Below are 18,871 nucleotides of genomic sequence, written 5' to 3'. Positions count from 1 at the left end.
CCGTGTGCTTTGCGCCCGTACAATTCCTACCCCGCATTACCGACGAGAAGTTGGCGAATACGACTCGATGGCGTCATCGAGCCATGGGCCCAAAATCTCAATCCATCTGCCACCCCCCCTCAGCCTGGATTCGCGGGCGGCCGATGAGAAAGATCTGCTCCCACTGGAACGTGCGCCGTGCACTTTCCTGTAGCTGCAGCCCAATCAGAGGTCCCCTTGCCGATGGCGGGCGATCGCATTCAAATCGCCGTGGATGACGACGGACTCGAGGCCACGATCTCGATCGCCCCTGGAGATAGCCTGGGCAAAGGCGCTGTCGCGGCGGCCCTCGAGGCCGCAGGGATCGTTCACGGCGTCGACGAACGAGAGCTCGTCGAACTCGAGAGTCGAATCGGAAACGAAAAGTTTTCGCTCGACCAACAGCCGATTGCCCAAGGAACGCCCCCGAGCCCGGGGCAGGACGGGAAGCTCGAGCTGACCTTTCAGCCCGGACCCCATCCCGGAATGTCCCGCTCCGACGGCAGCCTCGATCTGCTCAACCGGGGGCTGCTCACCCGGGTCTCCGTGGGTGACGCGGTTGCGTATGCACACATCGCAGTAGATGGAGCACCAGGAATACAGGTGACCGGAAAAGCGATCGCCGGATTGCCGGGCAAGGAGAGCACGATTGCCTTGGGGAGCGGGGTCGAGAAACTCGACAATGGGACGATCCAGTCCCTGAAAGATGGTGCAGTTCATTTTCGGCCCGGAAGCCTTCTCGATGTCCTCGACCATTATCAACACTCGGGAGACGTCGATGTGCGCTCGGGCCATCTGGAGACCGAAGGCAGCATCTCGATCACCGGGGCGGTCAATGAGAACTTCGAAGTCCGAGCCGGCGGGGATATCGACATCAAGGGCGCAGTGTTCGGCGGGCGCGTCGACGGCAAGGGAAACGTCCAGGTCGCGGGAGCAATCAACGGCGGAGACAGAGGCTATGTGCGCGCAGGAGGCGACCTCCGCGCCCGCCATGCCCAAAACGCTCGGGTGGAGTGCAGGGGAACGCTCTCCCTGGCCACTGATTGCGTGAGCACTTCGCTGCGCGCCCAAAAACTCGAGGTCGGGAGACGCGTTCTGGGCGGCGAAGCGATCGTCGAAACCCTGATCGTCGCATTGGAGGCGGGGTCGGAGAGTGGAGCAGGGACACTACTTCGTGTCGGAGAACCCTATCAGTCCGTTCGCGATCAGAAGGCGATCGAAACTGCGCTGCACAAGACGAAGCGCACAATCGCGCGGCGAGGCGCCAGCCGGGGTGGGGTCAAGGGCTTTCGCGCGAAGGGCGGCAAGAAGTCGCGAACGAATCTCGCACTCGAACGGGAAGAACTCAAGCAACGACAGGAGCGCTGCGCGGCTCGCGCCGAGCTGCTCAAAGTGGCCCGCATTGACATCGAGGGCACGGTAGGTGTCGGAGTTGAAATCTGCTTCGGGAGCCGACGTCTCCACATTGAAACCAATCTCGGCCCCACTCGCTTCGAATATGACGAAGAGGCCCGACACATCTCGGCGAGCAGGATTGAAGCATGAGATTCGCTGAATTGACCGCCCGAGATCTCATGAGCACCAATCTCGAGGTCTGCGACCCAGACCAGACTGTGATGGAAGCACTCAAGCGCATGCACGAACTCCGCATCCACTGCCTGCTCGTGCCCGCACCGGGTCCGGGGCGCAGCATGGGAATCATTTCGGCCAAGGACATCGTTCAGCTTCTGGGAGACGCGGAACCCGAAATCCTAGAAGAGCTCGTGGTCGGAGAAATCATGACGAGTCCGGTCGTGAGCCTTCCCGAGCACCTCGCAGTGGTGGACTGCATCAACCTGATGCGTATGACCGGTATTCGCACTGCTCCCATCATGAACAGAAGCGAGTTGGTGGGGCTGTTGAGCTTTAGCGACGTATTGCGCTGGATCGCCCTCCACACCTGAGTGCGCCCTTCACACACCTGAGTCATCGGGGCAATCCAGTTGCGCAGCCCTGAGCGCGGCTAGTGCTCCTTCTCTGCCGCCGCCTCGATGATCTTTCCGCTCAACTTCGCGGGGACTTCGGCGTAGTGGGAGTACTCGAGATGAAACTCTCCCTTGCCGCCCGTCAAGCTGGTTAGCGTGGTCGCGTAGTCGAGCATCTCGGACATCGGCACCTTGGCAATCACTACACACTGGTGCAATTTCGACTCCGTGTTCTGGACGAGCCCACGCCGACCGGCGATATCGCCCATGACATCCCCTACTGAATCTTCGGGAATCGTGATTTCGGCAATCATGTAGGGCTCGAGGAGAACGGGGTTCGCCTTCTGCACTGCAGCTCTGAGGGCAAATGACCCGGCGAGATGAAAAGCCATCTCGTTCGAATCCACCGAGTGGTACTTGCCATCCACGCACCTCACGAGAATGTCGACCACGGGGAATCCCGCCAGCGGTCCCTTTTGGCAGGCCTCCTTGACGCCCTTTTCGACCGCAGGAATCAATCCTTTGGGAATCGATCCCCCGACGATCTTGTCTTCGAACTGGAAGCCCGCGGCTCGTGGCAGCGGTTCAACGTCGATGTAGCAGACGCCGTACATACCCGCGCCGCCCGTCTGCTTCTTGAGCTTGCCTTCGACGTGGGCGAGCTTCGTCGAGATCGTCTCGCGATACGGAACCTTGGGTGTCTTGAGATGGATCTCGAGATCGAACATGCGATGCAATTTCTTGACGGTCGTGCGGATGTGCAACTCGCCCATGCCCGTCAGCAGGAACTCGCCGGTCGCGTCGTCCCGACCAATGTGCAGCGACGGGTCTTCTTCGGCGAGCTTGCCGAGCGCAACGAAGATCTTTTCATCTTCTTTTCCGCTCCCCGCCTCGATCGCATAAGAAATTACGCCGCCGGGAATTTCCAGTTCGTGAAGATGAATGCCGCCCTTTTCATCGGTGAGCACATGCCCGGTGTGGACGTCCTTGAGCTTTGCCACGGCGACGATGTCCCCGGGCCCCGCTTCTGCGACTTCCACGTGCTTCTCTCCCTGGAGCAACATCAACTTGCCGACCCGGAGTTTTTCACCCGTGGTCGCATCCATGATGTGCGAGTCCGTGCGCACAGTTCCCGAAACGACCCGCAGCACTGAAAGCGTGCCCGTGTAACGATCGATGATCGTCTTGAAGACGACCGCAGAAAACGGTGCATCGCGTTCGGGCTTCGCGATCTCCGGCTCGCTCCCCGCATGGCCGTTGCCGATCCACTGGCCGCGATCAACGGGAGAGGGCATGTACTCTTCGAGATCGGCGAGCAGCAGACTCACTCCAACTTCGGTGAGGGCAGAACCGCAGACGACCGGAACCAGCTGGTGGCTGCGCACGGCTTCTGCGAGACCTGCGCTGAGTTCTGCTTCGCTGAGTCCTCCTTCTTCCAAATACTTCTCGAGCAAGTCGTCATTGGTCTCGGCGACAGATTCGACCAGGGCTTCCCGGCGCAGTTGCGCTTCCTCGAGAACTGAATCCGGGATGGGCCCCCGCCCATTTTCCGTAACACTGTTCATGTGGACGAGATCGACGACACCCTCGAGTCCCGTGCTGTTCCCGATGTTGAGGGCGATCGGAACCGGGTTGATGTCCAGTTCCGACAGGCTGTCCAATACGTGATCGAGGTCGGCATCGTCGCGATCGAACCCGTTCACGAAAACGATGACGGACATTCCCGCGCTCTGAGCGGCGCGCAACATTTTTTCTGTACCGGCCTTGGCGCCGTCTACTGCGGAGACGAGTAGAACTGCGGCGTCGAGGGCCTGGAGGGCAATCTTTCCGTCGCCCTGGAAATTGGGGTCGCCGGGTGTGTCGACGAGGGTGAGGTGATGTTCGGAGTGATCGAAACCAAAGACGTGGGAGGTAATCGAAGCGGTGTGACCCAGCTTTTCTTCAGGCAGGTAGTTGAGGATCGAAGTGTCGTCATCCACGCGACCGGCGACCTCGGTCACACCAGCGCAGTGGATGAGTGATTCACCCAGGGTCGTCTTCCCATCGCCAGAGTGGCCGATAAGAGCAAAGTTTCGGGTATTCTCGATATGCACATTTTGCATGAACTGGCTCTCTCCCTATAAAATAGATGTCTCGACGCTCTGGCCGGTTGAATTTCGCTTGCTCTTCGTATCCTCTCTGGCGGTTCGAACTGGGGTCGATCCCAATACCGTCTTGTTCACGCCTCGGGCCCGGGTCCGTGTTCCCGAAACGCTAGTCACTGTAGACATCATGCACTTTTTGAGCGTCGGGATAAACCACGATTCTCCAGGTTTTGGATCATTTCTGCCGGAGAGCCCGAGCAAAATCCGAGGCGGTCCAGAATCCGCGCAATTGTGCACAAGCCTGTACAGAAGCGCAGGGAAATGAACAACTGGGGGCGTGCAAAGCGCGCGCAATTACAGGGGAATCTCGCTACTGCACCGCGCGGACGTTCGATCTCAGTCGGATGCGCCGGGGATCTCGCCGCGCTGGGCCAACTGCTCGAGCGCCTTGACGACCCGAGGGTCGAACTGACTTCCCGCGTGGGCGCGAACTTCTTCCACGGCAACCCCGGTGGTCATCGCCATGCGATGCTTGTCGGGGCGAATCATCGCGTCGTAGCTGTCTGCCACGGCGATGATTCTCGCTTCCAGGGGAATTTCTTCGCCCGAGATTCCTTCGGGATAGCCCGAACCGTCGAACCACTCGTGGTGGTAGAGGACGATCGGCGCAACATCTTCCCAGAGGCGAATACGGGAGAGAACCCGATGCGCGATCTGGGGATGTCTTTGAAAGTGTCCGGGAGATCGTTGCTGCGACTGTTCAATCTTCAGCATGCCCAAATCGTGAAGTAGTGACGCGAAATGAAGTCGCTGCATATTCGCTTCTGGGAGCGACAACTCTCGTGCCAGGCGATTGGAAAGCTCGGCAACCGACATGGCGTGGCCCTTGCGCCCGTCGACGTGAGAATCCATCACCGCGACCAGGAACTCGGTGATGTGGGCGAAGAAGTTTCGCTGTGCGTTCTGCAACTCGACGTTGTGCAGGGCAACACCGATCAGCGATGAAAGTGTCGTCATCGCGTCCCGCTCTGCGAGAGAAAAGCCGCCCTGGTCCGGCGAATCTTTCAGGACTACGACGGAACCGGAACCGCCACCCTCCAAAATCAACGGAAATACCAATGCCGCACCGATGGTATCGGACCGACCGGAAGCGCCTTTTCGCGCGGCCGCGCCGGATCCCAGCGCCACCGGGCGCTGATTGGCAATACAATTTTCGATCAGCTCCCGAATCAGTTCTTCGTTGGACGAGAATACGGCTTGTGCCTGATCGCCGCTCGAGCCCAACAGGTCGAGAGTTTTGCCTTCGCTCGTCCGCATGAACAACAGCACCGCACTGGCACTGGTAAGTGTGCGCGCGCATCCCACTGCAACTTCCGTCACTGCCTGAACGTGGAGGGCAGACGAGAGTTCGTTGGATGCGGTGAGGATTCCCTTGAGTCTCGCATAGTCCGCATCCATCCGTCCGACGGCGTTGTTCGTGAGACGCCGCAGCGAAAAGAAAGCTCCGAGCGACAGGAGCGAAATGCTGCACATCATTCCCAGCATTCCGATCGTCGCATTTTGGTCGTCGCTCACAGCAGAAAGCACATAGCGTTCCATCACGAAGCCGAGCGCGATCAGCGGAACGATGGCACCCAGGAAGTACGTGACGAAGATTGCACGATCCAATTTCTGCGAAAATATTGATGTCGACAACATTCGGATTCCCGTACCCTTCTCACAGATTCAAGACTTCGTTTCGGAAGATGGTCGTCCTATCTCATCGTCCCGGCGCCGATGACGCTGGAGAGAGTTCGGTGACATCGACAAATTCCAGCCCGGTTGAAATCCAACATTGAGAATTGAATCGAGAACGGCCTGCTCGTCGTATCCGGAGTTCTAGCGAACGACCGTTTCCAACCAGGTCTCTGCTATGTATGGTGGACGCGCCACTGTCTTCCGACTCCAAGATCGGGAGCTAGAACGAGGATACGGATTTGCTCATCAGGGCTGAACGACCCTTGGCCAGCCGAGACATCACTCCACGCGAATGGTTCATCGGTCGGCGGCAATTCTTGAAGACAGGCACCACAGCCCTGCTGGGCGGCGTACTCGCGGCCGGTTGCTTCGGCGGCGAAGAAGCCGAAGCCGAGAACGCGGAAAGTAATACAGCTTCGGGCACGAAACTGGTCTACGAAAAGCCCAACCACGCCGGCTTCCGCACAGACGAGGAACTGACGAGCCGCAAGAACGCAACGCGGTACAACAACTTCTACGAATTTGGGAGCGACAAAGAGGACCCCGCGAAATATTCGAAAGACTTCAAGACCGAGCCGTGGTCGGTCGTGGTCGAGGGCGAGGTCGCAAAGCCCGGACGCATTCCCCTCGAAACCCTGCTCGCGCCCCATACCCTCGAAGAGCGCATTTATCGGATGCGCTGTGTCGAGGCCTGGTCGATGGTGATTCCCTGGCTGGGAATTCCACTCGCTGCGATTCTCAAACAATTTGAACCGACATCGAAGGCCAAGTACGTGGCCTTCGAAACACTGTTGGACCCGAAGCAAATGCCGGGGCAGCGCAGGAAAGTCCTCGACTGGCCGTACCGAGAGGGCCTCCGGATCGATGAAGCGACACATCCACTCACGATTCTGGCAGTCGGTATGTACGGAGAGTCGTTGCCTAATCAAAACGGCGCGCCTCTGCGCCTCGTGGTTCCCTGGAAGTATGGCTTCAAGGGCATCAAGTCGATCGTCAAGATCCGCCTGCAGGAGACCCAGCCGGAGACCACTTGGAACATGAGCGCGCCACGGGAATACGGTTTCTATGCAAACGTAAATCCTGAACACGACCACCCGTACTGGAGCCAGGCGCGCGAACGTCGCATCGGTTCCTTTGGCAAGCAGCGCACCCTGCCCTTCAACGGCTATGGGGATCAGGTGGCATCGCTGTACAGCGGAATGGATCTTCACAGGTACTTTTGATGGCCGCAGGAGCAGCACGTCGTCCCTTGGCGGCGCGAACCTCTCGCTTCGCGGTACTCGCCGTATCGATCTTGCCGCTAGTCGGCCTGGCAATTGATTTTTATCGGGATGAACTCGGCGCAGATCCGATCGAGAAGATCACCCACGAAACTGGCGAGTGGGCACTGCGTCTACTCTTGCTCACTCTGACCATCTCTCCGCTGCGGAAGCTCAGCGGCTGGAACTGGCTCGCACCTCATCGCCGGACTTTGGGGCTGGCCTGTTTTACATACGCGTGCGTTCATTTCGCGACGTATCTCGTCTTTGACCTCGGCTTCGATTTCACCTTCCTCGGAGAAGACATTATCGAACGCCCCTACATCACAGTCGGGTTCGCCACCTTTTCGGTGCTGTCTGTGCTGGCCGCCACTTCGAACCAGCGCGCCATCCGCAGACTGAAGAAGCGCTGGGTCACGTTGCATCGGTTGGTCTATCTGGCCGGAGTCGGCGCGGTGGTCCACTTCCTATGGCTCGTCAAAGCGGACCTGCGAAAACCTTTGATTTACGCTGCCATCCTGGCGGCGCTGCTTGCGACGCGGGTGCCGTGGCGCCGGATCACTCGACGAAAGACGGCCTAGCCCGAATCATTTCATGAAGGTCCTAATGCGGACTAGTGGGCGTCACCCAGTCGGGCGTCGAGTTCCGGATTCTTCATCCACTTGACCACATCCTTGGCCAGCAGCCTGACGGCTTCGGAGAGAATTGCGCACTCGCCCCGCCGAAAGGGGATGAAGCTCGCGCGAGCAAACCGAGTCCCGACGAAGGTGCCGACGACTCGGTTGTCCTGCTTCAAGACTCCGTCGATCGAAAGCGAGTGGGTGGGAAGCAGGCCGCTATTGGTTTCGATCGCGTCGGTGATTCGGAGATCCAGAACTCGCGTGGTTTCGATATCGCCGGGGACTTCTCCGCTGTTCAGGTTGCCCACACGAACCATCGCCATGTCGTTCTTGAGAGACTTCTCCACGACCAACTTGGAGAGCTTGGAACTCAGGCCGCAGTCCTCGCGAATCGAATCGCGAATTTCAGCTTTTTCCGCGTATGGGATCAAGGTCGCGATGGCCACGACCCCGTCCGCCGCAGCAGGAGAACTTGGCTGCAGCCCGAGAGCGAGAATTCCGGGCAGGATCAGCGTCCGGGCCAACACCGACCGCAGGATCCGTCGATTCTTTACAGTATCCGCCATGAGCTTCAGCATGTTCTCGACTACGATAGGCCAACTGCCTCGGCCGGACATCAAATTGAGCCGCATCAGTCCAATCGCAGATTGAGTCCGATTCCGTTCATCGAGAGACCCTGATCACCGATAGACCATAGAACGCGAGAATTCATCGGGCGACCCAGCAATCGCTTGAACCTGGGGACAGTTGGAGTCACCCTAGGCGGCTTCGGAACAGGCAGCTACAGAAATTGAACGGGAGAAAGTTCGGGTGAGCGAAGCGGGAATGGAACACCGGTCCTCAGAGGACGTCGAGGTCATCGAACTCGACGGACGAGAGTTCATCCTGGTGGGCACGGCCCATATCTCCCAAGAATCCGTCGATCTGGTGCGTGCGGTCATCGAGGCCGAACAGCCGGATTGCGTTTGCATCGAACTCGACGCCCAGCGCTACGCGGCCCTCTCCCAACAAAAGCGCTTTGAAGACCTCGATTTGCGTGAAGTCATCCGCAAGCAACAACTCGCCCCCCTGCTGATGAACCTGTTGCTGAGTTCCTATCAGAAGCGTCTCGGCGGCAAGCTCGGGGTAACCCCGGGCAGTGAGTTGCTCGAAGCCGCCAAGGCGGCCGAAGAATACGGAATTCCGATCTCGCTCTGTGATCGGGACATCCGCATCACCCTGCGCCGGGCCTGGGCGGCCCTGTCGTTGTGGAAGAAGGCGATGCTGATCTCCACTTTCACGGTGAGTGCCTTCGAAAACCCCGAAATCAGCGAAGAAGAACTCAACCGCATCAAGCAGAAGGACGTGCTCAGCGAACTCATGCATGAGCTGGGTGAAACGATGCCGGCGCTCAAAGAGGCGCTGATCGACGAGCGGGACCTTTTCCTGGCCCAGAAAATTCGAGAGTCCAAGGGCGACAAGCTGGTTGCCGTCGTCGGGGCAGGCCACATACAGGGCATGAGGAAAGCGATCCTCTCAGGGGTAGACCAGGACCTTGAAAAGATCTCGATCATTCCCAAGACTTCATCGGCCTGGAAGTGGGTTGGCTGGGCGATCCCCGCCTTGATCGTCGGCGCACTCGGCTATATCGGGTTGACTCAGGGCGCACAAGCGGCGAGCGACAACGCACTCTTCTGGTTTCTCGTCAACGCGGTTCCCTGTGCGATTGGCGGTGCGCTCGCCCTGGCACACCCGATTACGATCCTTGCCGGCTTCCTCGCTGCCCCTTTCACGAGTCTCACTCCAGTGATCGGAGCGGGCTACGTCACGGCGTTCGTACAGACCTGGATGCAGCCTCCCCGGGTCCACGAGTTCAACTCCGTTGGCGATGACATCGCGACACTGAGCGGCTGGTGGCGAAGCCGGCTGCTGAGGGTCTTTTTGACGTTCATTTTCACGACCCTGGGCAGCCTGATCGGAACCTATGTCGGGGGAAGCGTCATCGTCACCAGAATGTTTCAGTAGCAGCGGGTCGCGCTACGCTGCCGACTCAATCATGATCGACATCCAGCGCCTGCGACGACCGTGACCCTGGTCAAGGAAACCCGCTCAAAGGGAGTCTTTGTCACAACCGTTCAACGCGAAGAGCCCGGCTCACGCTTGTGAGATATTGCACGGAGAGGCGTCTGAGGATTTTAATTACTTTCTCGATGATGAGGCTTAGGTAGACTCGCTCCTGCACGCGCACGCGAGGGAACCATGCAGAACTATCTCGACCTACAGCGATCCATCCTGGAGCACGGAACGCCAAAAACCGACCGCACGGGAACGGGCACGATTAGCCTGTTCGGCGCCCAATTGCGTTTCAATCTCGCCCACGGCTTCCCGTTGCTCACCACCAAAAGGGTTCACCTCAAATCCGTCATTCACGAGCTGCTCTGGTTCATCTCCGGGGACACCAACGTTCGGTATCTACAAGAAAACGGAGTTTCAATCTGGGATGAATGGGCCGACGAGGACGGCGAACTCGGCCCGGTCTACGGGTCTCAGTGGCGAAGCTGGCCCGCGACCGCAGGCGGCAGTCCCGAAGATCGCGGAGCAACACGCACGATCGATCAACTCGCGGCCGTCATCGATCAGATTCGCGACACACCCCATTCCAGGCGCCTGATCGTCTCGGCGTGGAACGTCGGGGAGATTCCGCGTATGAAGCTTCCTCCCTGTCATCTGTTGTTTCAGTTTGGGGTCGCCGAAGAGCGACTGAGTTGCAGCATGTACATGCGAAGCTGCGACGCTTTTCTGGGGCTTCCGTTCAATATCGCGTCCTACGCGCTGCTGACCCAGATGGTCGCCCAGAGCGTTGGACTCGGCCTGGGGGATTTGATCATTTCCCTCGGCGACACGCACATCTACCGCAATCATCTCGAGCAGACGCAAAGACAACTGGCACGAACGCCCAGGGAACTGCCGCAGATGCACCTCAATCCCTCGGTGAAGTCGGTATTCGATTTTCGTTACGAAGACTTCAAGCTGGAAAACTACGATCCCCATCCGGGCATCAAGGCACCGATCTCCGTCTGAGTCACAAGGGAGGTGATCGGTGAAGCTATCGATCTTTGTCGCACTGTCTGAGAACAGCGTGATTGGCCGCGAGGGGGGACTTCCCTGGCGACTGCCCGACGAACTTCAATATCTCAAGCGAATCACCATGGGGCATACACTGTTGATGGGTCGCAAGACCTATGCATCGATCGGCAAGCCCTTGCCGGGACGCACCTCGATCGTCGTGAGCCGCAACCCCGACTACCAGCCCCATCCGGACGTCATCGTGGTCGGAAGCCTCGAAGGCGGAATTGCTGCCGCAGCGAAGCGTGGAGAAACGGAACTCTTCGCGTTTGGCGGTGAGTCGATCTACGCGGAGGCGCTGCCAAAGGCCGACCGCCTCTACCTGACTCGCGTCCACGTCGAACTCGCGGGCGATGCCTACTTCCCCGCTTTCAACCCAAATGACTGGAAGCAGGTTGGCGAGGAGCCGCACCCCGCAGACGCACGCCACGCCCACGCGTTTACCCACCAGATCTTCGACCGCGTTCGCTGACTCTTTCGCCGGATATCACCCCGAGGACGCGTACTACACCGCGATTCACCGCACTACACCAATTTCGCGAACGCCTCGAAGCCTTCGTGCACCGTGGCAACCAGATCCGGACCTTGTGCTTCATCGATTCCGACGCTGTTCAGGAGTTCGATCAGGGCTTCGTCCATGACTCCCTCCTCGCCCGAGCTTCCATCTTCGATGCTGTGAGCGAGGGCCTCCCCCGCCGCGAGTCCATTGGCGAGAACCGCCCGGTGATCCACGATCGCACCCGGCTTGTGATGGTTCTCGATCACCAGGCTGAACTCTTCTTTAAAGCTCCAGGAGTCGACCGCCAGGGCGCCAAGTTGAGCGTGGATGAGGTCGGAAACTTCTTCGACGACGGCAGGGCACGGTCTCATTTTCTTTCGATCCCGGCCCCGCAATTCCGCCGCAAAACTCAACATCGCGAATCGCCCGATGTCGTGGGACAGGCCCAGGAGAAAACAAACTTCTTGCCAGGGCGGGACTTCGCTGAGCACCGCCCGGGTCGCGAGTGCCGTGTGGAGCGAATGAATCCAAACGGCATGCGCCTCGTTTTCGTAGCCCTGTACGTTGAACAAGCTCGATCGCAGTGCCACTGCGACAACGACGTTGTGCGCGTGTTGTAGTCCCATCCGCATCAACGCGCCCGCGACGGAAACGACCGGATCGACACCTCGATAGTAGGCGCTGTTCGCGACGCCCACGGTCTTGACCGCCAGTGCGGGGTCGAGTTCGACGACCCGGGAGAGCTCTCCCATGTCGACCTCGGCCTGATCGACCAACTGCATCACTCGGCTCACGGAATCCGGGAGAATCGGAAGGCGCAGCTCGTCGGCGCGCAGCGCGTTGACGACCTCTTCGAGAAAAGACACCGATGGACCGCCGGCATGGATCAGTCGCCGGATCTCGTAGACCAGCCGGTCGACCTGCGAATCCCTGGGATCGCTGTACTCCATACTATTGGATCGATCGATCGTCTTTTCGACCACTGAATTCTCTACACCGATACAGGGCTGGGTTTCGACATGCCCCGTATGCTGCGTTGCGGATCGAGAGCGATCGAGCTTGATCGGGAGAACCACCGAAAACCGGCGTTCGATGGGTCGAACTCCGGCCCCGTGATGACTATTCTCTCCCTCATCTTCGCTGCAAGGAACTCTACGTATGGAAATGCTCACCGTCGTCTTGATCGCGCTGGTCCTGATTGGGGTCGTGGCCGTTGCCGCAGGCCTCTACCGCCAGCAGTCGGCGATCGCTCTACAGGGCCAGGTTGCCACCCTCGACGCCAGGCTGGCGGCGAAGTCGGACGAGATCCTACGGCTGGAGAAGGATCTCGGGATTCTCCGCGAGGATCAGAGCGGGCTGCGCAAGGAAAAAGACAAAGCCGAAACGGACCTCGCCACCGCCGCTCAGGCCCTGAAGCACGCCAAGGAAGACGCCGAAAAGCAGGCCGAGATCCTCACGACCCAGTTCCGGGCGCTGTCCGCCGAGATGCTCGAGAAGCACGGCAACACCCTCAAGTCCCAGAACAAAGAGCAGATCGAAGGCCTGTTGAAGCCGCTTCGGGAGAAGATCGTCGACTTCGAGCGCGGGCTGACCGATCGCCACACCCAGGCTTCCGCGCAGAACGCAGCCCTCAAAGAGCAGCTCTCGCAGCTAGGCAAGCTCAACAAGACAATGGTGGACGAAGCCAGTAATTTGACCCGGGCGCTCAAGGGCGAGTCCCAGACGCAAGGCGCCTGGGGTGAGATGATTCTCGAGACGATCCTCCAAAAAACAGGCCTGCGAGAAGGCATCGAGTACGACAGCCAGGCGAGTTCGACGGACGCCGAGGGTCGCCGACTCCGGCCCGATATCGTCGTCAACCTGCCGGATGGCGAGCGGATTATTGTCGACTCCAAGGTGTCCCTCACGGCGTTCGAGAAGTTCGTAAATGCCGAGGACGAAAAGGAAAAACAGCAAGCGCTGGCAGCGCACGTAACCTCCCTGCGCGCACACATCGATGAACTCGCAAAAAAGGACTACACCGGGGCAGTCGGGAGCAGACTGGACTACGTGATCATGTTTGTTCCAATCGAGGGCGCGCTGGCCGTGGCGTTGAATGCTGACGCGGAACTCACAGGGAAGGCGATCGAGCGAAACGTGGCGATTGCGACTCCTACTACGCTGATGACGATGCTCAAAACTGTTTCTGCGATGTGGGGGATCGAGCGACAGCATCAGAACGCGGAGGAAATTGCCAAGCGAGCCGGACTTCTATACGACAAGTTCGCAGGATTCGTCGAGTCTCTAGAGGGTGTTGGGAATCGAATCAAGCAGGCACAGGCAGAATATGAAACAGCCCATTCGCGGCTCTATTCGGGAACTGGAAACCTGATTCGGCAGGTCGAGACGATCAAGGAGCTTGGGGCGAAAACGAGGAAGGCGCTGCCAGCTGAGCTCGTGGCGAAAGCGGGACCCGTTGAATCTGTGGGTACGGTAACTACCGAACTCGCTGAGGGGACCGAGAAAGAATGACCTCCACTCGACCGGAAATACCCGAAAAAGGAAAACCTATGTCATCCTCTACCATGGTACCGCTGCGCAACCCGTCGACCCCGGCCAGGGAAGAGCAGGCACGGCCGTCCTTCTGGCGCCGCATCAAAATGCGCAAACGCAGCGCGGACGCGATTGGCCCCGGGAACGCCGAAGAGATTGCTGCAAAACTGGCGACCCTCGAACTTTCCATTCAACAACAGCTCGACCTGCTCGACGCGAACCTGCGAGCACAGTTCGAAAGCTTGAAAGGGCGGCTCGAAGAGGTGTGGGAATCAGAGGAACAGCTCAGCCATCTCGCGGACATTCAGGAGAAGTTGGACCGGCTCGCGCGGAATCAATCCAACCTGTCGCAGTCGGTAGCCGGTTTGAGACGCACACTCGCCTGGCTCGCAGTGTTGGCTGTGGTGGCGGTCGCCGGGGCTGGAGTGGCGCTCAAACTGGTCTTCTAGACGCGGGTCCCAGGGGGCGCACGGTTCTGCGCCGAGTTTCGAGTCCCGGAAGGCAATTCCAATCCACAAGGAATTTTCTTCGTCTTGACATTCGACTCAAGCAGTATAACACTGCATCCGAATATAAGGATATATTAATCGGCGTCAGCCGATTGTTCGCTGAGGGGGTCGCGATGATGGGACCTCCCCTACCGGTCTTCCACCATCAGGATCCACCACCAGGAGTAGAGCATGGCCAACCACCAGGACGACATCCCATTCAAGGTCGCGGACCTCAGCCTCGCCGAGTTGGGCCGCAAGGAAATGAGGCTTGCCGAGATCGAGATGCCCGGACTGATGTCCTTGCGCGATCGCTTCAAGGGAAAGAAGCCCTTTGACGGTGTGAAGATCATGGGCAGCCTGCACATGACGGTGCAGACAGCCGTCTTGATTGAAACCCTCGTCGAACTCGGCGCCCACGTGCGCTGGGTTTCGTGCAACATCTTCTCCACCCAGGACAGCGCGGCGGCCGCCATCGCGGTTGGACCGAACGGCACCCCCGACGATCCTCAGGGCATCGCGGTGTTCGCCTGGAAGGGTGAAAGCCTCGAAGAGTATTGGTGGTGCACCGATGTAGCCCTTCGCTACCCGGACGGCTCGGGTCCGGACATGATCGTAGACGACGGTGGCGACGCAACGTTGTTGATCCACAAGGGTCTCGAGTTCGAGAAGGCCGAAAAGGTGCCCGACTTCAATCCCGACACGGACACAGAAGAGTGGGGCGTCATCCTCGACCTGCTGCGACTGAATCAAGATCGTGACAAGCAGCGCTGGGCCGGGGTTGCCGCTGGCTGCTACGGCGTCTCTGAAGAGACGACGACGGGCGTCGAGCGCTTGTACCAGATGGAACGCAGGGGCGAACTCTTGTTTCCTGCGATCAACGTCAACGACTCCGTTACCAAGAGCAAGTTCGACAACATCTACGGTTGCCGACATTCACTCCCGGACGGCCTGATGCGCGCAAGCGATGTCATGCTCGGCGGGAAGGTCGCCATGGTGCTCGGTTACGGCCAGGTGGGCCGCGGTTGTGCCCAGGCGCTGGTGGGACAAGGTTGCCGGGTCATCATCACCGAGATCGACCCGATCTGTGCGCTGCAAGCCGCGATGGAAGGGTTCCAGGTCACCACTCTCGAAGATGTCCTCGGCATTGTCGACATCTTCGTAACCACCACTGGCAACTACAACCTCATTACCGCCGATCACATGTCCAAGATGAAAGACAAGGCGATCGTCGGGAACATCGGTCACTTCGACAATGAAATCGACATGGCCGGTCTCAAGAAAACCCCGGGTATCAAACACATCAACATCAAGCCTCAATACGACGAATGGATTTTCCCCGACGGACACAGTGTGTTGATCCTGGCCGAGGGCCGGCTCCTCAACTTGGGTTGCGCCACGGGGCATCCGAGCTTCGTCATGAGCGCTTCGTTCACCAACCAGGTGCTCGCACAGCTCGAACTTCACGAGAAGAAGGGCCAGCTCGAAAACACGGTGATGGTCCTGCCCAAGAAGCTCGACGAAGAAGTCGCGCGACTGCATCTCGACAAACTGGGGGTGAAGCTCACGCAGCTCACTTCCGAACAAGCCGAGTACATCGGTGTCGATGTCGAGGGTCCGTACAAGCCCGAGCACTATCGTTATTAAGAGCCGTTATCAAGAGCCTATCAAGAGAGCCGTCACTAGCGCTGCGAAGAACTCGCAGGTGTCACCGCCACGACCGAGCCGGCACAGGGAGAAGATCCCTGTGCCGGCTAGTCGTTTGCGTCCTTTTCCAGCTCAGCACTCTGAAGCGTGAGAAGGAACGTCGTGCCCCGGTCGGTCTCCGACTCGAGCCAGATGCGGCCGCCGTGCCGGTCGACGATCTTTTTGCACAACGCCAGCCCGATCCCCGTACCCGGATATTCGTCCTGGGTGTGAAGCCGCTGAAACACATGAAAGATTCGTTCCTGAAACTCTTCCCGAATCCCGATGCCGTTGTCCTCGACCGTGATCTCCCAGAATTCACCCATGGGTTTCGCTGCCAGGTTCACCTGGGGCGGTGATTCAGTGCAGAACTTCAGTGCATTGCCGATCAAGTTCTGGAAGAGTTGAATGAGTTGCGTCGAATCTCCCAGAACGACTGGCATGTCCCCGACGCTGATCTCCGCTCCGCACTCTTCGATCCCGATCCGAAGATTTTCGAGTGCAGAGTCGATCTGATCGCCCAGACGCAAGGATTCGAGGACCTGCCCGCGGGTTTCAATTCTCGAATACTCGCCCAGGTCACGAATCAGGCGGACCATCCTCTCCGCACCGCCGATCACGTAGCCGATGGACTTCTCGCCCTTCTCATCGAGCCTGCCGCTGGTTTGCTTCCGCAACCGCTTGGCAAAGCTCAGTACGGTGTGGAGGGGAGACTGGAGATCGTGGGACACCACGTAGACAAAGTCCCTTAGGTCCTGCTCGATCGCCTTTCGTTCGCTGATGTCCCGCACCATCGCAACAATCTTCAGTTCGTCTCCCGCCTGCATGGATTTGAGAGCGACCTCGGCGACGAACTCCCGCTGGCTGCGATCCAGACCCGTGGTCTGCAGAATGATTCCTTCCCCGACTCTCAGGCGCTCCAGGATTTCTGACTCTCGATGATCGTCCAGTTCGAGGATCCCGGGAATGATCAGGTCGATCTCGCAACCCACAATCTCGTCGGCGCGGTAGCCAAAGATTTGGCCGGCCGCGGGGTTGAAGCTCTCGATGCAGTGGTCTTTGTCGAGTGTAATGATGCCGTCAAAGGCCCCATCGAGAATCGCGCGGAGGCGCTCCTCATTGATCCGGTGCTCCGACATCATGCGTTTGTTGTTTACGGCCTGATCCCGCAAAAGAGATTCGCGATGCATGGCATCGCTCATATCCTGAATCTGGATGATGCATTGCACGACCTTGCCCTCGGCCACGATCGGCTTGATCGATACCTTCTGCTGCATCTCGAGCCGGGTGTCGCGAGTGAACGAGACTCCGGCTGCGTGCAGCGGAAAGCTCGTCCTCGCGAAGTAGGGCGACAACACGACCGAGAGCCCGCGAGTGAGGGCGGAGTCGATCCCGGCACAAATGCGAGATCCCGCAATTTCCGGGAAGACTGCTTCGATCTGCTCCCCCAGCGCCCGCTCAACCGAAATGCCGGAAGTCCGAGAGACCCAGTCGTTGAAGACGACGATCTCACCTGCGGCATCGACAATGATCACGCCGATTTCCGCGGCGTCGATCGCATAGGCGAGAAGGGATGCTGAAGTCTCTGATTGCTCAGAGCTCATTGCTGCGGGGAGGCCTCCGATGACGTGAATGACGCGCGGGTCGCCTAGGGGGCGATGCCCAACTTGTCTTCAATGTAGTGATCGAGGCTTTCCGTCAATTTGAGTAAGGAGCCTACTTCGAGGAGCAACGCGACAAAGCCACGGACCGGTTTCTCGTGAACACTGAATTCAATGCCGATCAGCAACATTTCGCTACCGGTGGAATCCGGTTCGAGATCGAAGATCGCATCAATGACCCCCGCGCCACGGCCTTCCACTCGGTTCGGCAATCCAGTGTTGAGTTCAATCTCGAGGGTGTCGGCAAATACGCTCAACGTCGCGTTGAGAATGATGTTACCGACTTCTATCAGGGCCTCTTCTTCGAGCTCATTGAGATACTCTGAATCTGACATTCCAGTATTCGCAAGGAGCATGCGAACCAGGCTCAGACTGTGTCCATCTGGAAACAGGAGCAGGGCATGACCACGCAAGGTGCCCGAGAATACCTGTTCGACACCTTTTAGCATTTTGTCGGGAGCGAGCCCCAAGCGGTTCATGACGTCAGCGCGAGCGATGAATTCGACTTTGGGTACCGCGAGGACGACTTCGTCGTTCACCATCTCGCTCAGGCTAGCGGCGGCGGTGCCGAGGCCCATGTTGGCGAGTTCGCCCAATACATCGAGCTGGAGTGCGGTCAGTTCCATGAAGTTCGAACCTAGGCGTCGTGGTCTTTGCAGGCCGATACAAAAGTCTCGAGCTTGTCGGGAGTCACCGGCTTTGCAAGAAACTGAAAACCCGCGGCCGCAGCCCGCTCCTGGATCTTGCTCTGAATGTTTGCCGTGAGCATGCAGATGTGTGCGGCGGGGTACTTTTCTCTGAGTTTGCCGGCGAGTTCGAAGCCATCGATTCCCGGCATGTTGACGTCGACCAGACAATAATCGAACTCGTCGTCCTGACACTTTTCCAATGCGTCGGCACCGTCTTTGGCCTGCACGACAGCCCAATCTGGGCACAACTTTGCGAGCATGGATGCAGTCATCATGCGCGTAGACAGGCTGTCGTCGACGATTAACGTTCGTTTTGAAGCCATCGACCTGGATCCTCCTTGCGTCATGAAGCCCGTAGTTCACGAGCCGGGCGCGACGCATTGCAGTCTCATCGGAAGGGTTCCGTTCCCGGTGAAGAGCAATCAGCACAATGTCAGACCGAGTACGAGATGAGAACAGCAGCGCAAGAATTCGCGCGGCGGCGTATAAGGGCAACCTCGTGGCCAGGACGGGGGTGGTTCCTAGGTTC

17 protein-coding genes are annotated in these 18,871 nt (G+C 58.8%); 10 read left to right on the top strand and 7 right to left on the bottom strand.

The genetic code is table 11. The features are described from left to right. Nucleotides 1-222 precede the first annotated feature (222 nt). Both IH881_04900 and IH881_04895 read left to right on the top strand, forming a co-directional pair. Entirely contained in the window at nucleotides 223-1,563 is a 1,341-nt protein-coding gene (locus IH881_04900; protein MCH7867012.1) for a DUF342 domain-containing protein, read from the top strand. Next, complete coding sequence (locus tag IH881_04895; protein MCH7867011.1) at nucleotides 1,560-1,961, top strand: CBS domain-containing protein; 402 nt, start codon at nucleotides 1,560-1,562, stop codon at nucleotides 1,959-1,961. The genes IH881_04900 and IH881_04895 overlap by 4 nt, the downstream gene beginning before the upstream one ends. 59 nt (nucleotides 1,962-2,020) lie before the next feature. Here the strand turns inward: IH881_04895 and IH881_04890 are convergent, their stop codons facing one another. Together IH881_04890 and IH881_04885 are read right to left on the bottom strand one after the other, a co-directional pair. Beyond that, on the bottom strand, nucleotides 2,021-4,084 hold the full coding sequence (locus IH881_04890) for an elongation factor G (GenBank protein ID MCH7867010.1): 2,064 nt from the start codon (nucleotides 4,082-4,084) through the stop codon (nucleotides 2,021-2,023). A gap of 378 nt (nucleotides 4,085-4,462) precedes the next feature. Continuing rightward, on the bottom strand, nucleotides 4,463-5,764 hold the full coding sequence (locus tag IH881_04885; protein ID MCH7867009.1) for an HD domain-containing protein: 1,302 nt from the start codon (nucleotides 5,762-5,764) through the stop codon (nucleotides 4,463-4,465). A 278-nt stretch (nucleotides 5,765-6,042) separates the two neighbouring features. On the opposite strand from IH881_04885, the gene msrP reads away from it, so the two are divergent. Together msrP and IH881_04875 are read left to right on the top strand one after the other, a co-directional pair. Then, entirely contained in the window at nucleotides 6,043-7,026 is a 984-nt protein-coding gene (gene msrP / locus IH881_04880) for a protein-methionine-sulfoxide reductase catalytic subunit MsrP (protein MCH7867008.1), read from the top strand. Continuing rightward, on the top strand, nucleotides 7,026-7,643 hold the full coding sequence (locus tag IH881_04875) for a sulfoxide reductase heme-binding subunit YedZ (protein ID MCH7867007.1): 618 nt from the start codon (nucleotides 7,026-7,028) through the stop codon (nucleotides 7,641-7,643). The genes msrP and IH881_04875 overlap by 1 nt, the downstream gene beginning before the upstream one ends. Nucleotides 7,644-7,675: 32 nt before the next feature. Here the strand turns inward: IH881_04875 and IH881_04870 are convergent, their stop codons facing one another. After that, nucleotides 7,676-8,260, bottom strand: a complete 585-nt coding sequence (locus IH881_04870; GenBank protein ID MCH7867006.1) for a hypothetical protein — start codon at nucleotides 8,258-8,260, stop codon at nucleotides 7,676-7,678. Nucleotides 8,261-8,507: 247 nt separating this feature from the next. On the opposite strand from IH881_04870, the gene IH881_04865 reads away from it, so the two are divergent. The 3 genes from IH881_04865 to IH881_04855 all read left to right on the top strand — a co-directional run bounded on the left by IH881_04865 (nucleotide 8,508) and on the right by IH881_04855 (nucleotide 11,259). After that, the gene (locus tag IH881_04865; GenBank protein ID MCH7867005.1) at nucleotides 8,508-9,686 is read left to right on the top strand and encodes a TraB/GumN family protein; all 1,179 of its coding nucleotides are present in this window, start codon (nucleotides 8,508-8,510) and stop codon (nucleotides 9,684-9,686) included. 234 nt (nucleotides 9,687-9,920) lie between these two features. After that, nucleotides 9,921-10,742 (top strand): thymidylate synthase, encoded by an 822-nt coding sequence (locus IH881_04860; GenBank protein MCH7867004.1) that lies wholly within the window; start codon nucleotides 9,921-9,923, stop codon nucleotides 10,740-10,742. 19 nt (nucleotides 10,743-10,761) lie between these two features. After that, nucleotides 10,762-11,259: a dihydrofolate reductase gene (locus tag IH881_04855; GenBank protein ID MCH7867003.1), complete on the top strand. Its 498-nt coding sequence runs from the start codon at nucleotides 10,762-10,764 to the stop codon at nucleotides 11,257-11,259. 53 nt (nucleotides 11,260-11,312) lie between these two features. On the opposite strand, the gene IH881_04850 is transcribed toward IH881_04855, so the two are convergent. Then, the gene (locus tag IH881_04850; GenBank protein ID MCH7867002.1) at nucleotides 11,313-12,269 is read right to left on the bottom strand and encodes an HDOD domain-containing protein; all 957 of its coding nucleotides are present in this window, start codon (nucleotides 12,267-12,269) and stop codon (nucleotides 11,313-11,315) included. A gap of 175 nt (nucleotides 12,270-12,444) precedes the next feature. Here IH881_04850 and rmuC point away from each other — a divergent pair, with 175 nt between their 5' ends. From rmuC to IH881_04835, 3 genes are all read left to right on the top strand, one after another. After that, on the top strand, nucleotides 12,445-13,797 hold the full coding sequence (gene rmuC, locus IH881_04845; GenBank protein ID MCH7867001.1) for a DNA recombination protein RmuC: 1,353 nt from the start codon (nucleotides 12,445-12,447) through the stop codon (nucleotides 13,795-13,797). Nucleotides 13,798-13,835: 38 nt separating this feature from the next. After that, complete coding sequence (locus IH881_04840) at nucleotides 13,836-14,267, top strand: hypothetical protein (GenBank protein MCH7867000.1); 432 nt, start codon at nucleotides 13,836-13,838, stop codon at nucleotides 14,265-14,267. Nucleotides 14,268-14,498: 231 nt separating this feature from the next. Further along, nucleotides 14,499-15,953: an adenosylhomocysteinase gene (locus IH881_04835; GenBank protein MCH7866999.1), complete on the top strand. Its 1,455-nt coding sequence runs from the start codon at nucleotides 14,499-14,501 to the stop codon at nucleotides 15,951-15,953. A gap of 107 nt (nucleotides 15,954-16,060) precedes the next feature. On the opposite strand, the gene IH881_04830 is transcribed toward IH881_04835, so the two are convergent. The 3 genes from IH881_04830 to IH881_04820 are packed head-to-tail and all read right to left on the bottom strand — an operon-like array spanning nucleotide 16,061 to nucleotide 18,665. Further along, a complete protein-coding gene (locus tag IH881_04830; protein MCH7866998.1) occupies nucleotides 16,061-17,596 on the bottom strand; it encodes a PAS domain S-box protein in 1,536 nt (511 codons plus the stop codon). Between the two features lie 44 nt (nucleotides 17,597-17,640). Further along, nucleotides 17,641-18,279, bottom strand: coding sequence for a chemotaxis protein CheC (locus tag IH881_04825; GenBank protein ID MCH7866997.1), 639 nt, complete (start codon nucleotides 18,277-18,279; stop codon nucleotides 17,641-17,643). Between the two features lie 11 nt (nucleotides 18,280-18,290). Further along, complete coding sequence (locus tag IH881_04820; protein ID MCH7866996.1) at nucleotides 18,291-18,665, bottom strand: response regulator; 375 nt, start codon at nucleotides 18,663-18,665, stop codon at nucleotides 18,291-18,293. Nucleotides 18,666-18,871 lie beyond the last annotated feature (206 nt).

The sequence above is a fragment of the Myxococcales bacterium genome, from assembly GCA_022563535.1.
In the GTDB taxonomy this organism is placed as follows: domain Bacteria; phylum Myxococcota_A; class UBA9160; order UBA9160; family UBA4427; genus DUBZ01.
The sequence above is the reverse complement of the archived record's forward strand: the minus strand, read 5'-3'. Positions and strand labels throughout refer to the sequence as shown.